Below are 22,222 nucleotides of genomic sequence, written 5' to 3' on the forward strand. Positions count from 1 at the left end.
ATATACGGAAATAATGGATGAAAGTTTCAATTCGAACGAAAAAACACCTCAGCGTCTCTCCCTTCCTTTCAAGGAATGGATAAACTGAGGTGTTTTTGAACTCCGAACTGCAAGCAGACTCTAAATCAGTCCATCTTGTGGCGCAACAGGTAATAGACAGGAAGTCCAAGCGCGACACACAGAAGCGAATAGAACGCTTCATCAGGCGTGCTGATCATCTTGCTGACGATGACGAACAGGCCACCGCCGATCGCGATGATCGGGACGAGCGGGAAGAGCGGCACACTGTAAGAACGTTCCTTGTTCTGCCGACGCAACTTGAAAAGCCCGTAGAAAGTGAAGATGTAGAAGCAGTAGATGACGAAGATACAGATTTCAGACAGGAATTCAGCATCAAAGAACGCCATCATGATCAATGAAAGTACAAGCACGAGTCCAAGCGAACCAATCGGTGTATTGAGCGTCGGATGGACATAACGGAAATGGCGTGAGAAAGGCAACATGTTCCGCTCTGCCATCGCGTATGGCACACGCGGAAACGTCATGATTTTTCCGTTGAGGCAACCGAAAATCGAGATGATGACACCGAGGTTGATCAATTTCCCGCCGATATCGCCGAAGAGAATCCGGGCAGCTTCGGCAGAAGACGTATCTCCGAGACCGACGAGCGTCTCAGCCGGGATGACCTTCATGATAGCGAAGTTGACGAAGCAATAGGCGAACGTCACGACGAGCAGACCGATGATCATCGCACGCGGCAGGTTCTTCTGCGGATTCTTGATCTCCCCGCTCATGTTCGCGAGCAAAATCCATCCGTCATAGGCGAACAGCGTCGCCAGCACCGCGACGCCGAAGTTCCCACCTTCCGTTTGTGGTACGACCACGTTGCTGACTGAAGCATCTCCTTGAATGATTCCAAAAACGATGATGAATGCGACAGGAAGCAATTTTGAGATCGTCGTGATGACCTGTACGAAACCGCCGTAGGCAGTCCCAATCATATTGACGACCGTCAGGAAGACAACGGAAGCTACACCGATCCAGATGACGAGTCCCTGATCGAGCTGGAAGAAGTTCGCGACGAGTGCTCCGAAGAACAGACCGAGCGTAGCGACGATCGCCGGACCATAGATCAGCGTCTGCATCCAACCGGACAAGAAGCCCCACATACGGCCATACAGTTCTTCCATGTACGTAAACAATCCACCAGTCTTCGGGATCTGCGCACCGATTTCTGCGATCGTCAAACCTGCGGCCAGTGTCATGATTCCACCGAAGAGCCATGCCCACAGGGCGAGCGAGGAGTTCCCGGCGTAACCGAGCACGCTCGCCGGTTTGATGAAGACGCCTGAACCGATGATCGTCCCGATGACGAGCGTCAGCGCGACCCAGAATCCGATCGTGCGTTTCAACTCCGTTTCATGAACCACCATTTTTTCATTGACCATTGTACTTGCATCCCCTTTCCAAATCTCTCTCTGTAGTCTTAGAGTCCCCTAAGATTTTTTTAGTATACTATGAGGGTCAGCCAAATAACATGACTTTTCTGAAAGATCATACGTCTGTCCTGCTGAAGCATCATTCAACACGACTTGAAAGGAGAGAACCCCTATGCTATTCGAATTCATCCCAGTCGACACCGGGAATCTCAAGGAAGCCGTCTCGATCATCCACTCCAATACGGAATACAACCTTCTCGAAGGCCATGAAGGCCCGCCTCCCGTTGATGAGATCCAGGAAGAGTTGATCAACGACCGTACGACTAGTCTGCTTGTCCGCTTGGACGGAAGGGCAATCTCCGTCATCGACTTCCTGCCCGAGCACCCAGATGGTTCACTCTGGATTGGTCTGCTAATGGTCCACGCCGACCTTGCGAATCGCGGAATTGGCAAGCGGATTTACCGGACCCTTGAATCGGAATACCTGTCCGGCGCACGAATCATTCGTCTCGCTGTTCTCGAACAGAACTCGAAAGCAAAACGTTTTTGGGAATCGCTCGGTTTTCGGTTCGAGCGAACGGGAACTTCTTCAAAGGGGCATAGCGTTCAGGTCTACGCATCGACTCAGAATCTGGAAAACGATCCTTACCTTTCAAATCCACACTGATTAAAAATGGAAAATCATGATAAAATGAAGGCGTTATCTTCATATTTTTAGACTGGAGTTTTTCTAAATGAAACAAGTTTCAATTCGTTTTGGTACACTCGTCGCTCTGTCGATCGCCTTACTCGTCTTCATCTTGACCCTCGTCCTCACCTACACGATCGGAAGCCGCTCGACGCGCGACATCGAGAACGAGGCAGGTGCGAGCCTCGCAGCGAGCGCATATCAGCTCGCCGACAAGATGGACTATTCGATGTGGGCGAGGAAAGCGGAAGTCGACCTTCTTGCGAATCTGCCTGCCCTTCAGGATGAGCAAGAGAAGGACTCTGCCCGCCAATTGATCGATCGCCTTCAAGAGACGATCCCGACCTTCTCCTGGATCGGCGTAACGGACGAGAGAGGCAATGTCGTCGTCGCGACCGACGGCATCCTCGAAGGCGCATCCATCGCGGAACGTCCCGTCTTCATGAACGCACAAGAGACTTCCTTCATCGGTGACGTCCATGATGCGATCCTTCTCGCTAAACTTCTACCGAACCCGTCAGGAGAACCGCTCCAATTCGTCGACATAAGTATACCGTTAAAAGTCGACGGTCGATTCAAAGGCGTCATTGCGACCCACCTCAGCTGGGAGTGGGCGAAAGAGATGGAGCGGAATTTTCGCAGTTCCATCCGCTCCGATATGAAGGATCTCGATTTCTTGATTTTGAGCGCCCGGGAAGATACCGTGCTACTCGGACCGGATGATCTGATCGGTGAACCACTCAATCTTGCGTCATCAGAAACCACCTCCGGATGGCAAGTCGTCACGTGGCCGGACGGGAAGGAATATTTGACCGGATATGCAAAATCCGACGGTTACGCCGACTATGAAGGGCTGGGATGGAAGGTTCTCGTCCGTCAGCCGACCACCGTGGCGTTCGCCTCGTCGAACCAGTTGCAACGCTACATCCTAGTCACGGGTCTTACGGCATCCGTTCTGACCGCCGTCCTCGGCTGGCTGCTTTCGCGCTTGTTGACTCGTCCGCTCAAGGAGATGACGGAGGCGGCACACAAGCTTCGCGAAGGAATCTCGACAGAAATTCCGCGACATACCGGTATCTATGAAGTGAACATCCTGTCACTGGCACTGCGCGCTCTCGTTCGCTCATTGACTCGGACGGAGACGGAGCGAGATGCACTTGAATCGCTAGCTCTGCACGACCCGCTGACCGGACTCGCAAATCGGGCCTCGCTCGTTCGTCACTTGGATCAGATTTCATCCGGCAAAACAGTCCCGTACGTCATTTTCTATCTTGACCTTGACGGTTTCAAGCAGGTCAACGACAGATACGGACACCACACCGGCGACCTTCTTCTAACAGAAGTAGCAGACCGGCTCCGTGACCAGATTCCATCTGACTGCTTCGTCGCACGACTCGGCGGGGATGAATTCCTTTTGCTGGCCGAACGGCACGATTCGGAAGAAGAGCTCAACCGTTCCGGTGAGCGGCTGATCCAGATCTTGTCCGCACCGTACAGAATCAACGGAGAGGATTTAACGATTGGAGTCAGCATCGGCGCTGCTTTCTGGACTCCACCCGACCAACCCGAAAAACTCATCCGAGAAGCAGATGCAGCTCTCTATCTATCGAAGGCGGCAGGCAAAAATCGCATCACCTTCGCCAAACGTCAAGTGTTTTCCTGAGCTACATACGACCAAGGAGGTACGACAATGAGTATATGGTCACGCGAAGCCCGGTATCGTCCGCTTTCGGACGTCGATCCCGAATCATACCGCCAGATGAAGGAAGAGGTGCGGAATTCGCCATGGCGTTTCCGCTTTCACATCCAACCTCCGACCGGCCTCTTGAACGATCCGAACGGATTCGTTCATCACGACGGGTCATATCATCTCTTTTACCAGTGGTTCCCGCTCGGTCCGGTCCACGGTCTGAAGTACTGGTATCATTTGACGTCGAAAAATCTCGTCGACTGGTTCGATGAGGGTGCAGCCCTCATCCCGAACGATGATCCGGATTCACACGGTGCTTTTTCCGGCAGTGGGTTCGTTAAAGACGATCAGGTGTATATCATGTATACAGGAAATAAGAGAGATGCCGACTGGAAACGGCACACGAGCCAAATCGTCGGGCGCCTCCGTGGCGACGGCAGGATCGAGAAATTTCTCCCACCAGCCATCCCCGATGTTCCTGACGGTTACACCGAACATTTCCGTGACCCGAAGGTATGGCGGGAAGATGACGTATGGTACTGTGTCATCGGTGCACAACGGTCCGATCTGACTGGATGTGTCGTCCTCTTCAGTTCGCCGGACGCATATGTGTGGACGATGGTCGGGGAAATCAAGACGACTTTGCCGGATTTCGGATATATGTGGGAGTGCCCCGACTACTTCGTCCTCGACGGCATAGGGTTTCTCCTATTCTGTCCGCAGGGGCTTGCTGCTGACGGCGACCGATTCCGAAATGTCCATCAGTCGGGTTACATCCAGGGGCTCCCGATCGTCCTTCCGCATACCGATTTCCGACACGGCCCATTCCAAGAACTGGATTTCGGCTTCGACTTCTATGCGCCGCAGACGACTCTTTCCCCGGACGGCAGACGTCTGCTCGTCGGATGGATCGGGTTGCCCGATACGACATATCCGAGCGACCGCTACAACTGGGCGAATGCCCTGACCTTACCGCGCGAGTTGAAGGTGATTGGCGGTAAACTTCTTCAAAATCCGGCAGTAGAGCTTGAAGCCTTGAGGAAGGAAACGATTTTCGACAGCGAACTCGTCCATTCCGGTATGTCAAAAATCGCAGATGCTGAGACTTTCGAACTTGTTCTGACATTGAGTGTCCCCCTTGAAGAAGGTCTGACCCTCATCGTTCGTGCCAGCGAGGCAGAAGAAACCTTCATCAAGTACGATGCGGCTACACGCACCCTGACTCTTGACCGGACACGTTCAGGTCAGGAGGTCGCTTCGGAGTCGTTCGGCACTGTGCGGCGGACCACCCTATCAGAACCGCTTCATCACCTGCGCCTGTTCGTCGATTCCTCCTCGATCGAATTGTTCGCGAACTTAGGCGAAGCTGTCGCGACGGCTCGGATTTTCCCTAAACACACAAGTACCGCCCTCAAGATCGAGGGAGAATTCGAAGGGAATGTTTCCATCTATGAACTATAAGAAAGAGCCGCGACTTAATGAGTCACGGCTCTTTCTTCATATCATAGGCCAGAATGTGCTGTTCTCCGATTGGTCCAGAGACGGACTGAAGCGTATCGAAGAAACCGGTCTTGAAGTAGAGCGATTTCGCAGCGATGTTCTTCTTGTTGACAGCGAGTGTGATGGCTGTCATCTCCGGGAAGTTGGCCCTGACGAAGTCCGGAAGCTGCAACATCGCTTCCTTGGCATATCCCTGCTTCTGATGTCGCGCATCGATCGAAAAGGCACGAAGCAGAATACTTTTATCATCGGTCCGGTGCGTCTTCGGTGGATTCTTATGCAAGATGAAGAATCCGACGACATCCTCGCCATTTTTGATGACGACCGGGAACTTGTCCGGATCCTCGAGCGCATCGGAGACTACCTGTGTCGGATACGCGCTGTATTGAAGTTGCTCTTCCGGCAGGATGAACGCGTCACACTGGTCATAGTGCTCATTCGCGTACATCGCCAACTTTACATCTGACATGTCGTTTCTCCGCCCTTTCCTAATTACCCTTCCTCATTCTAACACCTGAGTCAGAATGTGTCATAGTACCGCTCGGGCGCGGCATGTGCTGCACCATCCTTCAGCTGATCATAGAAAGCGGCGACACTTGCATACCAATACGGCATGATCCAGAGATAGCCGATGCCAAGAGTCACGATCCCGAGCAGGAACCAACCGAGGAAGGACAGCCAAAGCAGGAAGAGTTCTCCTTTGTGTCCATCCATCATCCGTCGAGATGCAGTGATCGCTTCAGTTCTCGAAAGCTCGGGATGATCGTTCAAAAGGTATTCGGTCATAGAATAGGAAAACCATTTGATGATGCCTGGAATGATCAGGAGTAAAGACCAGAGGAAGATGAAGAGGAATTTCAAAAACATCGTCACGAACGCCTTTGCGTACATCTCCTTGAACGGCCGGAAGAGCCTGTTCAGGTTCGCCTCATGTCCACGAATCAACTGGAGATTGAAATTCGCATACCCGACATGAATCGGCAACAACAACAATGCAATCGCGAAGATGATCACCATGATAAGGGTCGCGCCTGCAGCAAACAACCAGACTTCGCCGGTCGAGAGCGATTCAAACCATTGCTCAGCCTCATTCATCCCTTCAGCAGGACGTCCTTGACGATCGCCGTCCCCCCTTGAGCTGAACAAACTCGGAGCGTTCCCTGACAGGACTTGATAGATGATGAAGGCGATGATCGCAAACAACCAGTTGCCGCGCAGTCCTTCCTTCGCCCTGCTTTTCAATGCTTTCCGGTCCATCGTGCTCACTCCTTTCCGTTGTGGACTATCGGTGCTTGCCTTCTATTTCCCTTATTCCTTTTCTTGAGGCAAGCTAATCTGAAATCAACGAAGGATCGAAAGAACATCCATCGCCGCGATATGCTAGAATAAGCAAAGCAAACTGCACGACAGAAGGATCAAGGGAGATTGATATGGAACAAGATTTTTTCGAAAGAATGGCCCGGGAAACGGGCAAGGTCCTGAGTGACGTTCAGCGCAAAGCCGTCCTACATACGGACGGACCACTGCTCTTGCTCGCGACGCCGGGTTCCGGGAAGACGACGACACTTCTGTTCAAGGTCGCTTATCTGATCATCGAAAAAGGCGTTGATCCCCGGACGATTCTCGGACTTACCTTCAGCAAGGCATCTGCCCGCGAGATGGCAGAACGATTCCAAGCCACTTTCAGTCATTTGACAGGCGGGATGGCTGCGTTTTCGACGATTCACAGTTTCGCTTTCAAAGTGGTGCGCGACTATGCGTCGAGACACCATCTCGGCTACACGGTCATCGAAGGGGACACCGGTTCCTCCCCTCATCTGAACAAAAAAGCCATGCTCCGGCGTTTATTCGAGGAGCATCAAGGGACAGCAATCACAGAAGACCAGATGGAGGAACTGACTCGCTTGATTAGTTTCTCGAAGAACAGGATGATTTCAATCGAGGCTGTCTCCTCGATTGAAACAGACATCAAAAAGTTCCCTGAAATCTTCAGGGATTATGAAGCGTGGAAAACTCGCGACATGAACCATCCGCTCATGGACTATGATGACATGCTGACCTACGCGAACATGCTGCTCGACAGCGACGCCGGCCTGCTCTCAAACTACCAGCGGCAGTTTTCATACATCCTGACCGACGAGAGTCAGGACAGTTCGCTCATCCAGCACGAGCTGATCGAGAAACTCGCCCGGCCGAACAACAACATATGCGTCGTCGCTGATGATGACCAGACGCTTTACAGCTGGCGCGGGGCTGAGATCAACAAGATCCTTCACTTCAAGGAGACCTACCCGGATGCGAAACTCTTGTACATGGAAGAGAACTACCGGTCGTCCAAGGAAATCGTCGAGGTCGCGAACATCTTCGTCGGGCGCAACAAAAATCGCTATAAGAAGAACATGTACACGTCGAATCCTTCCGATCAGCCGCCATTGATCCGGTCATGTCCGACACATGCGAGCCAAATCGATTTCGTCATCGATTCACTGAAGAAAGAGCCTGATTTGAAGGAGACTGCTATCCTTTACCGGAACAATGCCTCCTCGATCCCGTTCATCAATGCACTCGACCTGGCAGGAATCCCGTTCTACATGCGTGACATGGATCACCGGTTCTTCAGTCACTGGGTGCTCAAGGATATCATCAATTTCATGCGTTTCGCGGAGGAGCCGACGAACGAGGGGCTGCTCGAGCGGATCCATACGAAGTTCACCGGATATATCTCGAAACGCCAGCTGGCGATGATTTCAGCCGACCCGACACGGGATGTCATCGACCGCCTGCTCGAGCTCGATCTGAAATTCTATCAGAAGAAAGTACTGCGGGCAGCACGCGCGAGCTTCCGGTCGATTCGAACGCTACCCCCGCAACAGATGATTCGCGTCATCCGAACCGAACTCGATTACGAGAAGACGATCAAGAAAATGAGCGACAGCCTCGGTTTCAACTTCGAGAACCTCCGCGACCTTCTGGATCAGATCGAAACCGTCGCCGCAGGTGTCGATACCGTCTCTGCATTCGAAGAACGGATTCTCCACCTCGAGTCCCTTGTCAAGAAGTCGCGTTTCAACCAGGACCACTTGACCCTTTCGACTCTGCACAGTTCCAAAGGTCTCGAGTTCGACAGTGTCTATATGGTCGACCTGGTCAACGGCGTACTTCCGTCGGATGATAATATCAGCCAAAAAGGCGAGGGCATGGAGGAGGCTGTCCGTTTATTCTATGTGGGAATGACACGGGCCAGAAGAAAGCTCCATCTGCTCTCCTATCGTCAGAAGGGCGGAGCGAAGACGACAGAGTCCCTCTTCCTGCTCGACATCAAACGCATACTTAACCGGATGTATCCGGGGACGAGAACGGAACAACCTAAGCCTGACTCACCTTTCGAGCTGACTGTCGGTCTTGAGCTCACCCATCGCTTGTTCGGCCCAGGTGTCGTGTCCGAGCTCTCAGGAGACGTGGTCCGCCTGCAGTTCGACGACGGCGTAGAAAAGATGTTCTCCGTCGAGGCCTGTATCGAGAACGATGTCCTTCGTCCAAAAACTTGAAGCTCACATGAAAAGCTCGCCCCTTTTGCCGGAGGCGAGCTTTTCATGTGATGAATGAATCGTTCAGTCTTTGCGTGCGAGCAAGTCGCGAATTTCAGTGAGAAGCTTTTCCTCAGTCGTCGGCGCAGTAGGCTCTGTCTTCTCTTCCTCTTTGCGCCGGAAGATGTTGATCGCCTTGACGAACAGGAACAGCACGAAAGCAATCAGCAGAAACTCGATCACTGCCTGCAGGAACATGCCGTACTGAAGATCGACCTCCCCGACTTTAGCTGTCAGCCCTTTGACGTCGATCCCTCCGATGAGGATACCGATCAACGGCATGAACACGTTGTCGACAAGCGATTTGATGATTGAACTGAACGCTGCCCCGAGGATGACCCCGATCGCTAGATCGACGACGTTTCCCCGGAAGGCGAACTCCTTGAACTCCTTGAACATTGCCTACACTCCAATCATTTTTTGCGGTTATTCGTCCATTTTTGATCGGCCAGCATCCGGATCGCGTGTGCCACCCCATGATCGTCATTCGTCTTCGTGACGTAGTGCGCGATTTCCTTAGCGTCCGCATGACCGTTATCCATTGCGATTGCTACACCAGCCACCTCGAACATCGGTGTATCATTCAAATTGTCACCGATAACGGCGACTTCTTCGAGTGAGAGTCCGAGATGCTCCGCGAGTATCGTGACTCCTGCGCCTTTATCTGCGCCGATCGCCATCACCTCGATGTTGTCATGACCGCTCGATGTTACATATACGCCTTCGACTTGTTCTTCGACTTCGCGCCATATATGCTGCATCAATTGATCATGTAAAGAGAACGAGATGTATTTATAGATATCGCCTGCGTCCTGATGAATGAACGAGCGGAATCCGTCGATCAGCTTGACGTCCTCATTGACGTAATAACGATTGTGGAAGAAGTCAAAGACGTTCTTCGCCCGCTCGCTTTGCTTGCTCATCTCGCGCAGCGATTCATAGGCGGCATCGATCGTCGCGCCCTGGGCCGAGACGAGGCCATAGTCGCAAAACATCTCGAAGAAGACTTCGTACTGGGAGATGATCTGATAGATTTGTTCTGCCTGTCCCTTCGTCAGCGTCGTCTTACTTAACTCCTTGCCTTCTCGCGTCAGTACGCGCGCACCATTAGAAGCGACGACCGGACAGTCGAGCCCCGCCTTCTCGAGCAGTTCCTTGGCGTTCACATAATTGCGTCCGGTCGCGATCGCAAACTCGACGCCACGCTCCTTCGCGTAGCGGATTGCTTCGACGGCCTCCGGCGCGATTTCCTGTTTGCTCGAGAGAATCGTACCATCCATGTCTGAAACGAGTAGTTTGATGTTTGCCATGACAATCACTCTCCTTTTCTATTCCCTGCTAATATACCATGACCGCAGATAGACTCTCCAAAGAAAGCCTGTCGATCCGACGATACGCCAAAGGACCTGCTCCCCGAATGATACGGGAAACAGGTCCTTCTTCAGCACATTATCTCAACAAGTGATATGAAGTTGTTCGATTTGTTCGATGATCGACCTTGCCCCGAGTACACAATCCGGGATCCCGACACCATCGTAGGCAAGACCGGCCAGATAGACGTGCGGATACGCCTTGGCGACGTTCTCCCTTACTAGCTTCATCCGTTCAGCGTGCCCGACCGTGTAGGCGGGAAGGCCGTCGAACAGACGACTGACGACCGTCCGTTCAGGCTTCAGTTCCATGCCGTAGATCGACTCCAGATCACGCGTCACGATTCGGACGAGTTCTTCGTCCGTCGCACCGACGAGGACGTCCTCGCCAGGGCGACCTACGAAGGCACGAAGCACGAAATAGTCTTCCGGAGCTGAGTGGCTCCACTTTTGATCAATCACCGTACATGCCGTGATCGTATATGGCGCGTGACGATTGACGACGAACCCCGTCCCTTCGAACGGAAGCGCCTCAGTCCCCTTTTCGCAAATCAGCGTCACCGTCGCTGTCGAGTGGGCATGCAATTCTTCAAGAATCGAAAGATCAGCACCCGGCAGGAGTGAGCAAACTTGCTGATGCGGCACCGTCAGGAGGACGACGTCAGCGTATTCAGGTCCATGATCCGTCTTCAGCCGATATCGACCGTCCTCCTCCCGGATTTCGAGCAGCGGCGTCTCGAGTCGGATTTCTGTCCTTTCGAGTACTTCCTCGAGCCGTTCGATGACGGATTCAAGCCCGGTCGTAAGCGACAGGAACTGTCCCGATTTCTCACCGCCGACCGCACCCATTCTGCTCTCGGGGCGCATCAGGCGCATCCCTTCGAACAAGGATCCCGTCTTCTGTTCACCGGCAAGAAATTGCGGATAGGTCGCGAACGTGCTCATCCGGTCGATGTCACCGGCATAGATGCCGGACAAGAGCGGCTCGATCAACTTCTCGACGAGCGCATCTCCGACACGCGGGCGCAGGTAGCTTCCGAGCGGAATATCCACGGTCGGGAATTCGAGTTCTCCCGGATGGAGCAGACGCTCAGCCGTCTCCTGTTTCTCCTCATCCGTCAGAAGTGCCGTCTCACTAAACAGAGTGAGATCAGTCGGAATCCCCATGACCGTTCCTTTCGGTATCGGATGGAGGCCGTCCGGTGCAAGGATGTAAGACTGAGAGGTGTTGTTGCGGACGAGCTTGTCGCCGAGTCCGATCGACTCGATCAAATCCGTGAACACATGTTTGCGCGCAACGTAGGAATCCGGACCGCGCTCGATCGTGAATTCTTCCTCGCGGAAAGTAGCGATTTTACCGCCGAGACGTTCACCTGCTTCGATCAAAGTGATGTTCATATGCGGAAGTACCTGCTCTGCATAGTAAGCGGCGGCGAGACCGGTGATCCCGCCGCCGACGATGACGAGTCGCTTACTTGGCATAGCTGACGACCTGCTTCGAGACTGCGTCAGCCACGGCCCGCATGAATGCCGGCTCTGCATTCGGCATCGCAGGGCGCGCATAATGGACGCCAATCTCTTCACAAACCACTTTACATTCATAGTCGTTGTCAAACAGTACTTCGAGATGATCCGCGACGAAGCCCACAGGGACGTAGATGAATGCTTCGTACCCTTCCTTCGCGTGAATGTCGCGCGTCAGGTCCTGTACGTCCGGTCCGAGCCAAGGTTCAGGCGTCTGACCAGCAGATTGCCAGCCCGTCACCATGTTCTTGACACCGGCACGCTCCGCAATCAGACGAGCCGTCTCTTCGAGCTGCTCCGGATACGGATCGCCGTTTGCGATGATTTTCTCAGGCAAGCTGTGCGCAGAGACGACGAGGACCGCCTTGTCTTCCGCGACAGGAAGCGCATCGAACGTCGAGCGGATCGCCTTGCCCCACCAGTCGATGAATGCTTCTTCCGCGTACCAGGATTCGACCGAAGCGAGCGCGATGCCGTGCTTATCTGCGACTTCCTTCGCACGTCCATTGTAAGAACGGATGCTAAACGTCGAATAATGAGGCGCGAGGACGACGGACACGGCTTCCGTGATGCCGTCCTTCGCCATCTGCTCGACTGCGTCCTCGACGAACGGTTCGATATGCTTCAGACCGATATAGAGTTTGAACTCGAGTTCTCCGGCGTATCTCTCATTGAGCTGACGTTTCAGCTCTTCCGCCTGATTGATCGTGATTTGCGCAAGCGGCGAGACGCCACCGATTGCTTCATAACGTTCCGTCAGGTCCTGAAGTGCTTCCTGTGAAGGTGCCCGTCCGTGACGGATATGCGTGTAGTAACGCTCGATGTCCTCAGGTTTATATGGTGTTCCGTAAGCCATTACTAGTAGGCCGATCGTCTTCATTTCGTTACCCCCATTTTTTCGCGAGAATAGTCATGGATGAATGCAGTCAATCGCTTCAGCACTTCCGGATCGACTTCCGGGAAGATCCCGTGCCCGAGGTTGAAGACGAATCCTGGCTGCTTCATCCCCATGTCGAGAATCTCCTTCGCCTTTGCCTCGAGGATATCCCATGGTGCGAGCAGATAAGACGGGTCGAGGTTGCCCTGGACCGTCTTCGTGATGCCGCGCTCACGCGCCTCGTCGATCGACAGACGCCAGTCGAGTCCGACGACGTCGAGCGGAAGACTGTGCCACTCTTCAGCGAGATGACTCGCACCGACGCCGAACATGATCATCGGCACACCCGTATCCTTCAATTCCGTGAAGATTCGCTCCATCGTCGGTTTGATGTACCGGACGTAATCCTTCCGGCTCGTCGTCCCTACCCATGAATCGAAGATCTGGAACGCCTGGATTCCTGCATCGACCTGTGAACGGATGTAATCGATGACCATGTCACCGAGCTTCTCCATCAACGCATGCCAAACATCCGGCTGTCCATACATCAAAGCCTTCGTCTTATGATAACCTTTTGACGGGCCGCCCTCGATCATGTAGCTCGCGAGCGTAAATGGCGCACCCGAGAATCCGATGAGCGGCACTTCAAGCCGTCCTCGGAGAATCTTGATCGTCTCGTAGATGTAAGGGATGTCCTCTTTATTGAAAGGTTTCAGCGCCTCGACATCTTCCATCGTCCGAATCGGATTGGCGATGACCGGACCGATTCCGCTCTTGATTTCGACATCGACACCCATCGAAGGGAGCGGAGTCATGATGTCCTTGTAGAGGATGGCAGCGTCGACACCGAGCTGCTTGACCGGAAGCTCCGTCACATAAGCGCCGAGTTCCGAATCGTGTGTGATTTCGAACAGTGTCCGTGTCTTCTTGATTTCGCGATATTCCGCCTGGTAACGCCCAGCTTGACGCATATACCAGACCGGCACATGGCTCGTCTCCTCGCCGCGGATCGCCCGCAAGAACGTATCATTGAATTTATTCATCATGAAACTACCCCTTTATATCTGATTCTTTCGCCCCAAAAAATGATCCCAATAAGTTTGTGAATACAGAAACATTATACTTGAAATCAAGACGACTGTCCCATTAAATCGTTTACAAATGTGTCCATTCTTCCGCTTATTTGCGGTACATGCCGAACGCCGCGTTTAGCTGACCGCGAATCAGATCCGTCCGCTGTTCCTGGGTGATCTTTCTTTCCTTCTCCTTGATGTCGTGCGTACTCCATCCCTCCTCGATTTTTTCTGCCACGGCGACGAGCCGTTCGACATCCGTAAAGGAATATTTCCTTGTGTTGCCGGCAGATCGTTCAGGATGGATCAGTTTCCTCTTCTCATAGTAACGGATTTGCCGCTCTGACAATCCCGTCAGTTCGCAGACGATGCCGATCGTCATCACTTTTTTCTCCCGGTAACCCTCTCCCATGGCACTTCCTCCCTTTACAGAAAAATACCATGTCAGATTATCTGACACAAGTCGTTACTCTTTACCCTTTTGCGATTAAAGTTATCACATCTCAACTGACAAAAAGGAGGAATCACCATGAGTACAGCGGATTTATTCGTCTCCATCGACACGTTTTACGTCTTATTCGCAGCCCTGCTCGTCTTTACGATGCAAATCGGATTCTTGCTTCTCGAGACGGGAATGCTTCGAGCGAAGAACGCTGGTCACGTAGCTGTCAAACAGCTGATCAGCTTCTCGGTCGCAGCCCTCGCGTTCTGGGCGGTCGGGTTCGGTCTTACCTTCGGGGACGGCAACTCGGTCTTCGGCACGGAAGGATTCTTCCTTGCCGGCAACTTCGCCTCGCTCGACTGGTCGCACGTGACGATCGATGTCAAGTTCCTGTTCCAGCTCTCTTTCGCCGCAGTCTCCCTAGCTATCGCGTGGGGCGGATTCGCAGAACGCGCCAAGCTTTCCGTCTATCTGCTGTTCGGCACATTCTTCATCGCGATCATCTACCCGATCATCGCACGCTCCGTCTGGGCCGGCGGATTTCTCGGTTCGCTCGGCATGCAGGATTTCGCAGGCTCGACCGTCGTCCATCTCCAAGGTGGAATCGCGGCACTCGTCGCTGCCCTTATATTGAAGAAACGAATCGGAGCCGAGAAGAGTCCGCTCCTCGGGCACAACGTCATCTACTCCGTCGTCGGCACGTTCATCCTCTGGCTCTGCTGGTTTGGCTTCAACGCCGGTTCGACGTTGACGATCGCTGACGGATTCTTCAGCTACGTCGCTTTGACGACGCTCCTCGCGACGGCTGCAGGCGCGCTCGGCGCGCTGGCCGTCTCCTTCTGGCACCGCCGCGTCGCTGACATTCCTTCGATCATCAACGGTGTCTTGGCGGCACTCGTCGCGATCACAGCCGCCTGCGCTTTCGTTGAGCCTTGGGCTGCCGCACTGATCGGATTCCTTTCCGGTATGTTGACCTACGGCACGAGCATCGCTCTCGCACGGCACGTCGACGATCCGCTTTGCGCCTTCTCCGTCCACGGCGTAGCCGGAATATTCGGTACGCTCGCGACTGGCCTGTTCGCCTCACCACGGCTCGTCGAGACGACTGGCATCGGCAGCGCAGGACTCTTCTATGGAGGCGGATTCTCGCAGCTCGGTGTCCAGGCGCTCGGTGTCGTCCTCGCGATCGCCATCGTCAGCGTCCTCAGCTATGCATTCCTGAAAGTGCTCGACATGACGATCGGTCTCCGGATCGGCCGCGAAGACGAGCTCCGCGGACTCGATGTCGCAGAACACGGCCAGCCGTCTTACGATCTACCTCCTTCCCGTTCGCAGGATGTCGCGTATGAGGTGGACGAGCGCGAAAGTGCGAACTGATTCACCTGAGACCTTCCCCTCTGCATGACGAAAGTCCCTTTTCCGGTAAGGAATAAGGGACTTTTTGATGCATAAAAGCTCATTTCCGTGCGTAATACTCACCGATCAGGACTGTAACCACAGCAGCAGGCAGGATCGCAGTTCCTCCTCCGAACACCAGCCCAGCCAGCGACAAGATGACGGTTTGCACACCGTAAGCGAAGCGAATCAACCGTCGTTTCGCCGCCTGTCGGCCTGTTTCCGGGAGCGGTAGCAGGCGTGTCAACAAATGTTCATTTATCGCCCGAGTGAACGGCGCGAGCTGGAAGACCGTGACTCCGACAAAGGCCGGGATCGCAAGCGCGACCATCCAGTCATTTCCTTGCCCGAGCCACATGAAGACCGTTGCGACCATCGTCAGACGGAGAATCAGACCCAGGCCGTCCGTACTGCGAATGAACTGTTTTCGATAAAGGTAGTCGAACGATCTCCCCTCGGCATTGGCCGTCCGCTCGACCAAACTACTGAGCAGACGGCGCGGACGGTAGCTCTGCGGCATTCTCGGCACATCGACGAACCAGTTGGCGACTCTATAGAAACGTTCACGCGATTCTCGCTCAAGCATCGTCCATTCAAGCAGAGGCAGGCGTTCGTTACGTTTCAGGTGCAACACGATCATCAAGAAGAAAGCCACGACACCGACCATCATCTCCATATCCACAAGGACCAGAATGCTGGCACCGCATGCATATAATATGACAATTCGATGCGGAACGTGCTCAAGCTTCGATAAGTTCGCGGCGGCCCCGAAAACTGCGATACTCGCGAAGAGGACTAAAAGTTCGAGCGCGCCGATACTTTCTGTGCGGACATAGAGTGCGCTGACGAACAGGAACGGAACGACCGCTCTGGCCATCCCGAATAGCGCGTTGTAAAGACGCACCCTGTTCATGAACGGCTGAAGTCGCGATAGCGTGGGCAGCAGGAAAACCTGATCGGCTTCTACGAGGAACGTTCTTGATGAACGGTAGGCAGCAGCGAGCAAGAAGCAAGCGGCCATCAGCCAACGACTTGGAAAAGATACGTCCACCTCGTCCAGAAAACGGCCGTAGACGACCAAGCCGTAAAGCAGGACGAAGTAGACGGTAAAGAGTAAACCACCGTTCGCCATGTAGCGCATATACTTCATCGTCTCGACCATCGAGGACGACAGACGGTCGCGCCAGAGGGTCGATCCGTTCATCGTTCCGCCTCCTCGATCGCACGGACGTACAGGTCGTCGAGCGTTCCGTTCTCAAGACCGTACCGTCTGCGCAATTCCTCTGTCGTCCCCTCTGCCGCTACACGCCCTTCATGGAGCAAGACGAAGCGGTCACAGTGTCGTTCTGCCGTCTCGAGGATATGCGTAGACATCAAAATCCCCTTCCCCTCTTTCTTCAGTTCCGAGAAGATGAGCAGGAGCTCACGAATCGCCAGCGGATCAAGTCCGACGAACGGTTCGTCGACGACCAGCAGTTCGCTTCCTGTGACGAGGGCGCAGAGAATCATCGCCTTTTGCTTCATCCCTTTAGAAAAGACGCTCGGAAACCAGGCAAGCTGCTTCTTCATCCGCATCCTTTCCGCATAGAAGTCCGACCGTTCTTTTGCTGTCCCCTCATCGACACCATAGCCTTGGGCGATCAGACGAAGGTGTTCCTGCAACGTCAGCTGCTCGTACAGCATCGGCTGTTCCGGGATGTAGGCGACCTGTCTTCTATAGGATTGCTCGTCCTGTTCTAATTCATACCCGTTCACCTTCACCTGTCCCGATTTGACGGGCAACAAGCCGAGAACATGCTTGATCGTCGTCGATTTCCCTGCTCCGTTCAGACCGATCAGACCGACAAGCTCACCTGCGTTAACCTTTATATCAATATCATGTATAACTTGTTTGGCACCATACCCGCCTGACAAATTGTTGATTTCAAGTAACATCCTTCATTCCCCCTTCTTCTACTTCATCCTAGTCAATCAGGAGTTTTTTTTCCACTGCGTAATATTTTTTTAGATGAAAAAGGTTTGAATGTTTTCATTTTCGGCAATCATTAGTAGTGTAATCGTTACATCAATATAAAAAAATCGAGACGTAAGGAGGCGAAGGAATCGCTTGCTTATTTCATAATCGGACAATTGGTCTACACTTCTAGTTGTATATACCAATACATTATGAAATGGTTCAGAAAGAGGTTAACATGTAATCGGTCTTATTTTCCATCTAGCCCTTCACCGGTGTTTAACGGAGAAGGAAAAAAGGTAAATTATTATTACAACTAAAGGAGTGTTATTGATGGGATTCTTATGGGCATTGATTGTTGGAGGTTTGATTGGGTGGGTCGCTAGTCTATTGATCGGACGCGACGTACCTGGCGGAGTTATCGGGAACATTGTTGCTGGTTTCATCGGTGCGATGATTGGTCAATCGCTGTTTGGTACGTGGGGGCCGGACTTGGCCGGTTTCGCTATCATTCCAGCCATTCTCGGCGCAATTATCTTGATCTTTATCGTTTCAATCATCCTGCGTGCACTGAGCAAGAAACGCTAAGAAGAAGCACAGCAACGTTCTAATACAACAATAAAAAGGAGTGTTTTAAATGGGATTCTTATGGGCATTGATCGTCGGCGGTATTATTGGGTGGCTTGCAAGCTTGATTCTAGGTAAAGACGTACCAGGCGGCATCATTGGTAACATCATCGCAGGTTTCGTAGGTGCATTGATTGGTCAAGCGCTGTTCGGCACATGGGGTCCTGACCTCGCTGGGTTCGCTATCGTACCCGCTCTTCTCGGTGCGATCATCTTGATCCTTATCGTCTCGTTCATTCTTCGTGCAGTGAACAAACGATAATCGGAAGTCGAAACAAGGCTGTTGCATTCAACGTACTCCCTTTCAGACTTGAAAATATTAACAAGCAATGAAGATAGCCATCTGATTCTTTTAGGGATCAGATGGCTATCTTTTGTTTTCGTCCCGATAATCATCAGGAGCGTCTACCCGAATCGGCATTCGATGGGAAAATACGATTTCACCAAGATCATACCAGATTTTCTCATCACGATAGGCAAAGTAAAGAACCAATTGCAGTAAAAAGAATCACGTGTTTGTAAAATAATGTATACTCAAACAAATGAACATCGAGGTGATGGAAGTGAAAATCGAATTGAAGAAGGCGACTTCATCTGACGCAAATGAACTACATGATATCCAAGTAAAATCATTCATGCCTTTACTCAAAAAATATCAAGACTTCGACACGAATCCGGCCAACGAGGACATTGAACGGATAATAATTCGAATAAACCATCATAATGGCGGATTCTATCAAATCTTATGCGATGATAAGCTGATTGGTGCAATTAGAGTTCTCTGCAAGGATGAAACCACATGTTTCAGCATAAGTCCAATGTTCATCCTTCCCGAATATCAAGGAAGAGGGATTGCTCAAACGGCCATGAAATTGGCGGAAGAGATGTATCCTCAAGCAACAAGTTGGGAACTGCGCACGATTTTAGAGGAAGAACGCAATTGCTACTTATACGAAAAGATGGGATATGTAAAGACAGGCGAATCTAAGACTTTGAATGAAAGAACAACTCTTATCTCTTACAAAAAAGCGTTGTAAAGAAGACAGCAACTTTAAAAATGCTCGGCATTCCGAGCATTTTTAAAGTTGCTCAATATTACCTTTCGTACTGCAGGTATTACCGGAAAGATCCTTTAACATAGTTAAGCGAGAATACGCCCGCCTCCGAGCAGACAGTGCTGATCCTCGGATTCGGGAGCCGCCACGACCGGGACATGAACGCTAGACAACCCAGGAATCATCCACCTCCAATCGCGGGCGTGGGTGGAGGTGGTTCAAACCTTACGAAAGCGACAACCACATCCGGCCATCAACCTCGAGCACTTCTTTTTTCACACCAAAGCCGAACCAGTCGAATACCTCCTCGAAGAATGATGACGGATATTCCCACACGACAGCTCCCCCGCGTTCTACTCTGCGCTCAGGTTCTCCCGTTAGGGCCAGAAGATCTGATTCAGACTTCCGCAGATCGATACGAATCTCCTGAATTCGTCCCTTCCGATACCGGACCTGCATCCCCTCGTATTGAGAATACCCTTCCAACTTCCGTTCACTCTTGCCGAACGCCTTTTCAAGATCCCCTCTCTTCTCACCGACGAAATCCTCCATCTCGTCAAGTGAGCGGCCAGTCTGCGCCTTCACTTCCATCTCGAACACCTTCCTGATATCCACATCATACTGCCCTACGAGGTCCGGAGCGAGCTGCGCTTCGAGCGAAACCGTCATTTTTGATGAAGGCTTTTCCCCAACCTGGACGGCTTCCCTGACTTCTCCAGTCTTCCCGTCCTTTTCGGCACGAACCAAGACGCTATATTCACCAGGGTACAATTCAAGCTCGAGCGGCTCTTCATCGATGGTCCCGTTGCGCTCCCCATCGACCCAGACCGTCGCCGGAACGTCACTTTCGATGATAAGGTTCTGTTTCTTCAGGTCAAGCTGATAAGTCTCGAACCATAGTGTACCGTCCTGCTCTACGACGTCGAACAAATCAGTTTTGCTGTTTGACGGCTTCCCTTTCCTGAATTCCCTTTGATCGCCCGCTATTTCATCGATGGCCTTGTCTAAGTGATCCTGCAGACCAAACCATTGGAGCAGGCGGACCGCCTCCGCCTTTGCAGGACGGTCCCCCGCCAACGTGACGATGTCAGAGAAACGCTCAATGTCCTTCGACTTGACGGCGTCACGAAATATCATGTCGGTCCGTTCAGCCTTCGCCGCGGGTTCGACGACGGCGAAATACACGCCGAACATAGTCAAAGCGATGGCCGTTGCACCAATGGCCATCGAAATCGCCTTCCCCTTCTTTTCCGTACGCTTTCTCTCCTGTCTCCTCGAAGCCATTTCTTCACTCCTCTCTTCAAATTTTGTACTCTTCCAAGGGTACCTGCCGTTCTGTATTCTGTATAATGAAGTAAGACAACTCGAAAGGGGCAATGAACATGCAAAAAGATTCCTGTATCTTCTGCAAAATCGCACGCGGCGAAGTTCCAAGCCATAAAGTATTCGAAAACGATGACGTCCTCGCCTTCCTCGACCTTTCCCAGGTGACGAAGGGGCACACACTCGTCATCCCGAAGCATCATGCAGACAACGTCTACGAACTCGAGGCAGAAGTCGCAGCAGCTACGTTTGCTGCCGTGCCGCAAATCAGCCGCGCCTTACAGAAAGAGACGGACGCGGCTGGAATCAATATCCTATCAAATACAGGGAAGGTCGCCGGTCAGTCCGTCTCACACTTCCATCTTCACCTTCTTCCCCGTCATGACAAACATGACGGATTCGGAGCGAAATGGGAAGTCCATAACGATGAATACACACCAGAAGCGTTGGCAGCAATCGCCAAGTCGATTCAATCCCACCTCTGAAATCGCAAGGCCGTCCCAACTCGAGGCGGTCTTTTTTCTGTCATCGTTCACCTCATTTAAAAATATTCCCGAAATAGGTTTTCAATATCTCCTTTTTGGTAAAATAATATAAAACAAATATTTTAATATCTAAAGGAGGAGAATCATGTCGAAGCGCCCCCACAGAAACTGGGTCGCTTTTGGTGCTGTGCTCGGACTCGTGACCGTTTCTGGTCTGAACGCGCTTCGTCAAGGCACTAAGAACGACTCATCGAATGGTAAGCGACGTAGAAACTCTTATTCTACAATCGTAACGAACATGCAGGAATTAACGGAGCAAGGAAAGAAACTAGTAGAAACCGCTAAGCTATCCGGTCTTGCCTTCAAGGACGTAGTCCAAGAGGAAGTAAAGACCTACCAGGCGGACATCCAGCCTTCCCTGGCGAAGATCCAACAGCTTGCTGACGAGGCAAAAAAGGAGAGCGCGGAACTTTCACCCTCTCCCCCTAGCAACTAGTAATCTCCTGTACCAGGCACGACCTCGTGCATTAGATATTTCTGTGCGTTGAACCATTGTCACCTTTCGAAAGGATGAGTCAGATATGGAACACGAAAAAGTATACCCGGGTCAAGAAGCACTTCTCTACAGCCATAAAATCGTGCAGTTGAGCAAAGCGCTTTGGAAGACCGTCGAAAAGGATTGGCAGAACTGGATCAAACCTTTCGACTTGAACATCAATGAACATCATATTCTTTGGATCGCCCATGCACTGGGCGGCGCATCGATTTCTGAGATCGCCAAATACGGTGTCATGCACGTCTCGACCGCCTTCAATTTCTCAAAGAAACTTGAAGACCGGGGACTTTTGACGTTCTCGAAAAAAGAGACGGATAAACGAAACACATACGTCCAGCTAACGCCTGCCGGGGAAGCTCTCCTCCTTGAGACGATACAGGCATTCCGCCCTGAGGAAAACGGTGTGTTCCGCGCCTCACTTCCGCTCCAGGAACTGTACGGTAAATTTCCAGAATTAACGGACATCTCAGCTATCGTCCGCAGACTCTACGGAGACAGCTTCATGGATATCTTTGCAGAGACTTCGAAGATGATCACGGAAGAGGCTGACCGGCGTCCGGAAGACGTTACCTCGGATTCCCTGAAGAAAGCTTGAGCCTCGCAGAGGAATGAACGACTTAGCGCTCCATGCCACGGG

Annotated in this window: 23 protein-coding genes; 11 read left to right on the forward strand and 12 right to left on the reverse strand. The window is 52.3% G+C overall.

Annotated features, from left to right (window positions below):
- Nucleotides 1–125: 125 nt before the first annotated feature.
- The gene (locus tag DFG60_RS04335; RefSeq protein WP_232818619.1) at nucleotides 126–1,448 is read right to left on the reverse strand and encodes an APC family permease; all 1,323 of its coding nucleotides are present in this window, start codon (nucleotides 1,446–1,448) and stop codon (nucleotides 126–128) included.
- 163 nt (nucleotides 1,449–1,611) lie between these two features.
- Between DFG60_RS04335 and DFG60_RS04340 the strand changes: the two genes are divergently transcribed.
- The 3 genes from DFG60_RS04340 (at nucleotide 1,612) to DFG60_RS04350 (ending at nucleotide 5,278) form a co-directional block, all read left to right on the forward strand.
- Nucleotides 1,612–2,106 (forward strand): GNAT family N-acetyltransferase, encoded by a 495-nt coding sequence (locus DFG60_RS04340; RefSeq protein ID WP_114570512.1) that lies wholly within the window; start codon nucleotides 1,612–1,614, stop codon nucleotides 2,104–2,106.
- 67 nt (nucleotides 2,107–2,173) lie between these two features.
- A complete protein-coding gene (locus tag DFG60_RS04345; protein WP_114570513.1) occupies nucleotides 2,174–3,790 on the forward strand; it encodes a sensor domain-containing diguanylate cyclase in 1,617 nt (538 codons plus the stop codon).
- A gap of 27 nt (nucleotides 3,791–3,817) precedes the next feature.
- Nucleotides 3,818–5,278, forward strand: coding sequence for a glycoside hydrolase family 32 protein (locus tag DFG60_RS04350; RefSeq protein ID WP_114570514.1), 1,461 nt, complete (start codon nucleotides 3,818–3,820; stop codon nucleotides 5,276–5,278).
- 22 nt (nucleotides 5,279–5,300) lie between these two features.
- On the opposite strand, the gene DFG60_RS04355 is transcribed toward DFG60_RS04350, so the two are convergent.
- Both DFG60_RS04355 and DFG60_RS04360 read right to left on the reverse strand, forming a co-directional pair.
- Nucleotides 5,301–5,810 carry a GNAT family N-acetyltransferase gene (locus tag DFG60_RS04355; protein WP_332871678.1) on the reverse strand — a complete coding sequence of 170 codons (510 nt, stop codon included), beginning with the start codon at nucleotides 5,808–5,810 and terminating at the stop codon, nucleotides 5,301–5,303.
- A gap of 26 nt (nucleotides 5,811–5,836) precedes the next feature.
- Nucleotides 5,837–6,574 (reverse strand): DUF975 family protein, encoded by a 738-nt coding sequence (locus tag DFG60_RS04360; RefSeq protein WP_232818620.1) that lies wholly within the window; start codon nucleotides 6,572–6,574, stop codon nucleotides 5,837–5,839.
- A gap of 173 nt (nucleotides 6,575–6,747) precedes the next feature.
- Between DFG60_RS04360 and DFG60_RS04365 the strand changes: the two genes are divergently transcribed.
- The gene (locus tag DFG60_RS04365) at nucleotides 6,748–8,865 is read left to right on the forward strand and encodes an ATP-dependent helicase (RefSeq protein ID WP_114570516.1); all 2,118 of its coding nucleotides are present in this window, start codon (nucleotides 6,748–6,750) and stop codon (nucleotides 8,863–8,865) included.
- Nucleotides 8,866–8,928: 63 nt separating this feature from the next.
- On the opposite strand, the gene mscL is transcribed toward DFG60_RS04365, so the two are convergent.
- From mscL to DFG60_RS04395, 6 genes are all read right to left on the reverse strand, one after another.
- Nucleotides 8,929–9,303 (reverse strand): large-conductance mechanosensitive channel protein MscL, encoded by a 375-nt coding sequence (mscL, locus tag DFG60_RS04370; RefSeq protein ID WP_114570517.1) that lies wholly within the window; start codon nucleotides 9,301–9,303, stop codon nucleotides 8,929–8,931.
- A 14-nt stretch (nucleotides 9,304–9,317) separates the two neighbouring features.
- Nucleotides 9,318–10,214 (reverse strand): Cof-type HAD-IIB family hydrolase, encoded by an 897-nt coding sequence (locus DFG60_RS04375; RefSeq protein ID WP_114570518.1) that lies wholly within the window; start codon nucleotides 10,212–10,214, stop codon nucleotides 9,318–9,320.
- 144 nt (nucleotides 10,215–10,358) lie between these two features.
- A complete protein-coding gene (hemG, locus tag DFG60_RS04380) occupies nucleotides 10,359–11,756 on the reverse strand; it encodes a protoporphyrinogen oxidase (RefSeq protein ID WP_114570519.1) in 1,398 nt (465 codons plus the stop codon).
- A complete protein-coding gene (gene hemH, locus DFG60_RS04385) occupies nucleotides 11,746–12,678 on the reverse strand; it encodes a ferrochelatase (RefSeq protein ID WP_114570520.1) in 933 nt (310 codons plus the stop codon). Before hemH ends, hemG begins: the two co-directional genes overlap by 11 nt.
- On the reverse strand, nucleotides 12,675–13,721 hold the full coding sequence (gene hemE / locus DFG60_RS04390) for a uroporphyrinogen decarboxylase (RefSeq protein ID WP_114570521.1): 1,047 nt from the start codon (nucleotides 13,719–13,721) through the stop codon (nucleotides 12,675–12,677). The genes hemH and hemE overlap by 4 nt, the downstream gene beginning before the upstream one ends.
- A 133-nt stretch (nucleotides 13,722–13,854) precedes the next feature.
- Nucleotides 13,855–14,160, reverse strand: a complete 306-nt coding sequence (locus DFG60_RS04395; RefSeq protein WP_114570522.1) for a MerR family transcriptional regulator — start codon at nucleotides 14,158–14,160, stop codon at nucleotides 13,855–13,857.
- Nucleotides 14,161–14,277: 117 nt separating this feature from the next.
- Between DFG60_RS04395 and DFG60_RS04400 the strand changes: the two genes are divergently transcribed.
- Nucleotides 14,278–15,567: an ammonium transporter gene (locus DFG60_RS04400; RefSeq protein WP_114570523.1), complete on the forward strand. Its 1,290-nt coding sequence runs from the start codon at nucleotides 14,278–14,280 to the stop codon at nucleotides 15,565–15,567.
- 79 nt (nucleotides 15,568–15,646) lie between these two features.
- On the opposite strand, the gene DFG60_RS04405 is transcribed toward DFG60_RS04400, so the two are convergent.
- Both DFG60_RS04405 and DFG60_RS04410 read right to left on the reverse strand, forming a co-directional pair.
- Nucleotides 15,647–16,789 (reverse strand): ABC transporter permease, encoded by a 1,143-nt coding sequence (locus DFG60_RS04405; protein ID WP_114570524.1) that lies wholly within the window; start codon nucleotides 16,787–16,789, stop codon nucleotides 15,647–15,649.
- Nucleotides 16,786–17,520, reverse strand: coding sequence for an ABC transporter ATP-binding protein (locus DFG60_RS04410; RefSeq protein WP_114570525.1), 735 nt, complete (start codon nucleotides 17,518–17,520; stop codon nucleotides 16,786–16,788). The genes DFG60_RS04405 and DFG60_RS04410 overlap by 4 nt, the downstream gene beginning before the upstream one ends.
- A 352-nt stretch (nucleotides 17,521–17,872) precedes the next feature.
- Here DFG60_RS04410 and DFG60_RS04415 point away from each other — a divergent pair, with 352 nt between their 5' ends.
- The 3 genes from DFG60_RS04415 to DFG60_RS04425 all read left to right on the forward strand — a co-directional run bounded on the left by DFG60_RS04415 (nucleotide 17,873) and on the right by DFG60_RS04425 (nucleotide 19,203).
- The gene (locus DFG60_RS04415; RefSeq protein ID WP_114570526.1) at nucleotides 17,873–18,127 is read left to right on the forward strand and encodes a GlsB/YeaQ/YmgE family stress response membrane protein; all 255 of its coding nucleotides are present in this window, start codon (nucleotides 17,873–17,875) and stop codon (nucleotides 18,125–18,127) included.
- Between the two features lie 49 nt (nucleotides 18,128–18,176).
- Nucleotides 18,177–18,428: a GlsB/YeaQ/YmgE family stress response membrane protein gene (locus DFG60_RS04420; protein WP_114570527.1), complete on the forward strand. Its 252-nt coding sequence runs from the start codon at nucleotides 18,177–18,179 to the stop codon at nucleotides 18,426–18,428.
- A gap of 301 nt (nucleotides 18,429–18,729) precedes the next feature.
- The gene (locus DFG60_RS04425; RefSeq protein ID WP_114570572.1) at nucleotides 18,730–19,203 is read left to right on the forward strand and encodes a GNAT family N-acetyltransferase; all 474 of its coding nucleotides are present in this window, start codon (nucleotides 18,730–18,732) and stop codon (nucleotides 19,201–19,203) included.
- A 243-nt stretch (nucleotides 19,204–19,446) separates the two neighbouring features.
- On the opposite strand, the gene DFG60_RS04430 is transcribed toward DFG60_RS04425, so the two are convergent.
- A complete protein-coding gene (locus DFG60_RS04430) occupies nucleotides 19,447–20,448 on the reverse strand; it encodes a zinc ribbon domain-containing protein (RefSeq protein ID WP_157964478.1) in 1,002 nt (333 codons plus the stop codon).
- A 155-nt stretch (nucleotides 20,449–20,603) separates the two neighbouring features.
- Here DFG60_RS04430 and DFG60_RS04435 point away from each other — a divergent pair, with 155 nt between their 5' ends.
- The 3 genes from DFG60_RS04435 to DFG60_RS04445 all read left to right on the forward strand — a co-directional run bounded on the left by DFG60_RS04435 (nucleotide 20,604) and on the right by DFG60_RS04445 (nucleotide 22,180).
- A complete protein-coding gene (locus tag DFG60_RS04435) occupies nucleotides 20,604–21,029 on the forward strand; it encodes an HIT family protein (protein WP_114570529.1) in 426 nt (141 codons plus the stop codon).
- A gap of 145 nt (nucleotides 21,030–21,174) precedes the next feature.
- Nucleotides 21,175–21,525 (forward strand): hypothetical protein, encoded by a 351-nt coding sequence (locus DFG60_RS04440; RefSeq protein ID WP_114570530.1) that lies wholly within the window; start codon nucleotides 21,175–21,177, stop codon nucleotides 21,523–21,525.
- A gap of 85 nt (nucleotides 21,526–21,610) precedes the next feature.
- Nucleotides 21,611–22,180, forward strand: coding sequence for an HTH-type transcriptional regulator Hpr (locus DFG60_RS04445; protein WP_114570531.1), 570 nt, complete (start codon nucleotides 21,611–21,613; stop codon nucleotides 22,178–22,180).
- The last annotated feature ends 42 nt before the right edge of the window (nucleotides 22,181–22,222 follow it).

It is taken from the genome of Exiguobacterium flavidum, assembly GCF_003344535.1.
GTDB classification, from domain to species: Bacteria; Bacillota; Bacilli; order Exiguobacteriales; family Exiguobacteriaceae; genus Exiguobacterium_A; species Exiguobacterium_A flavidum.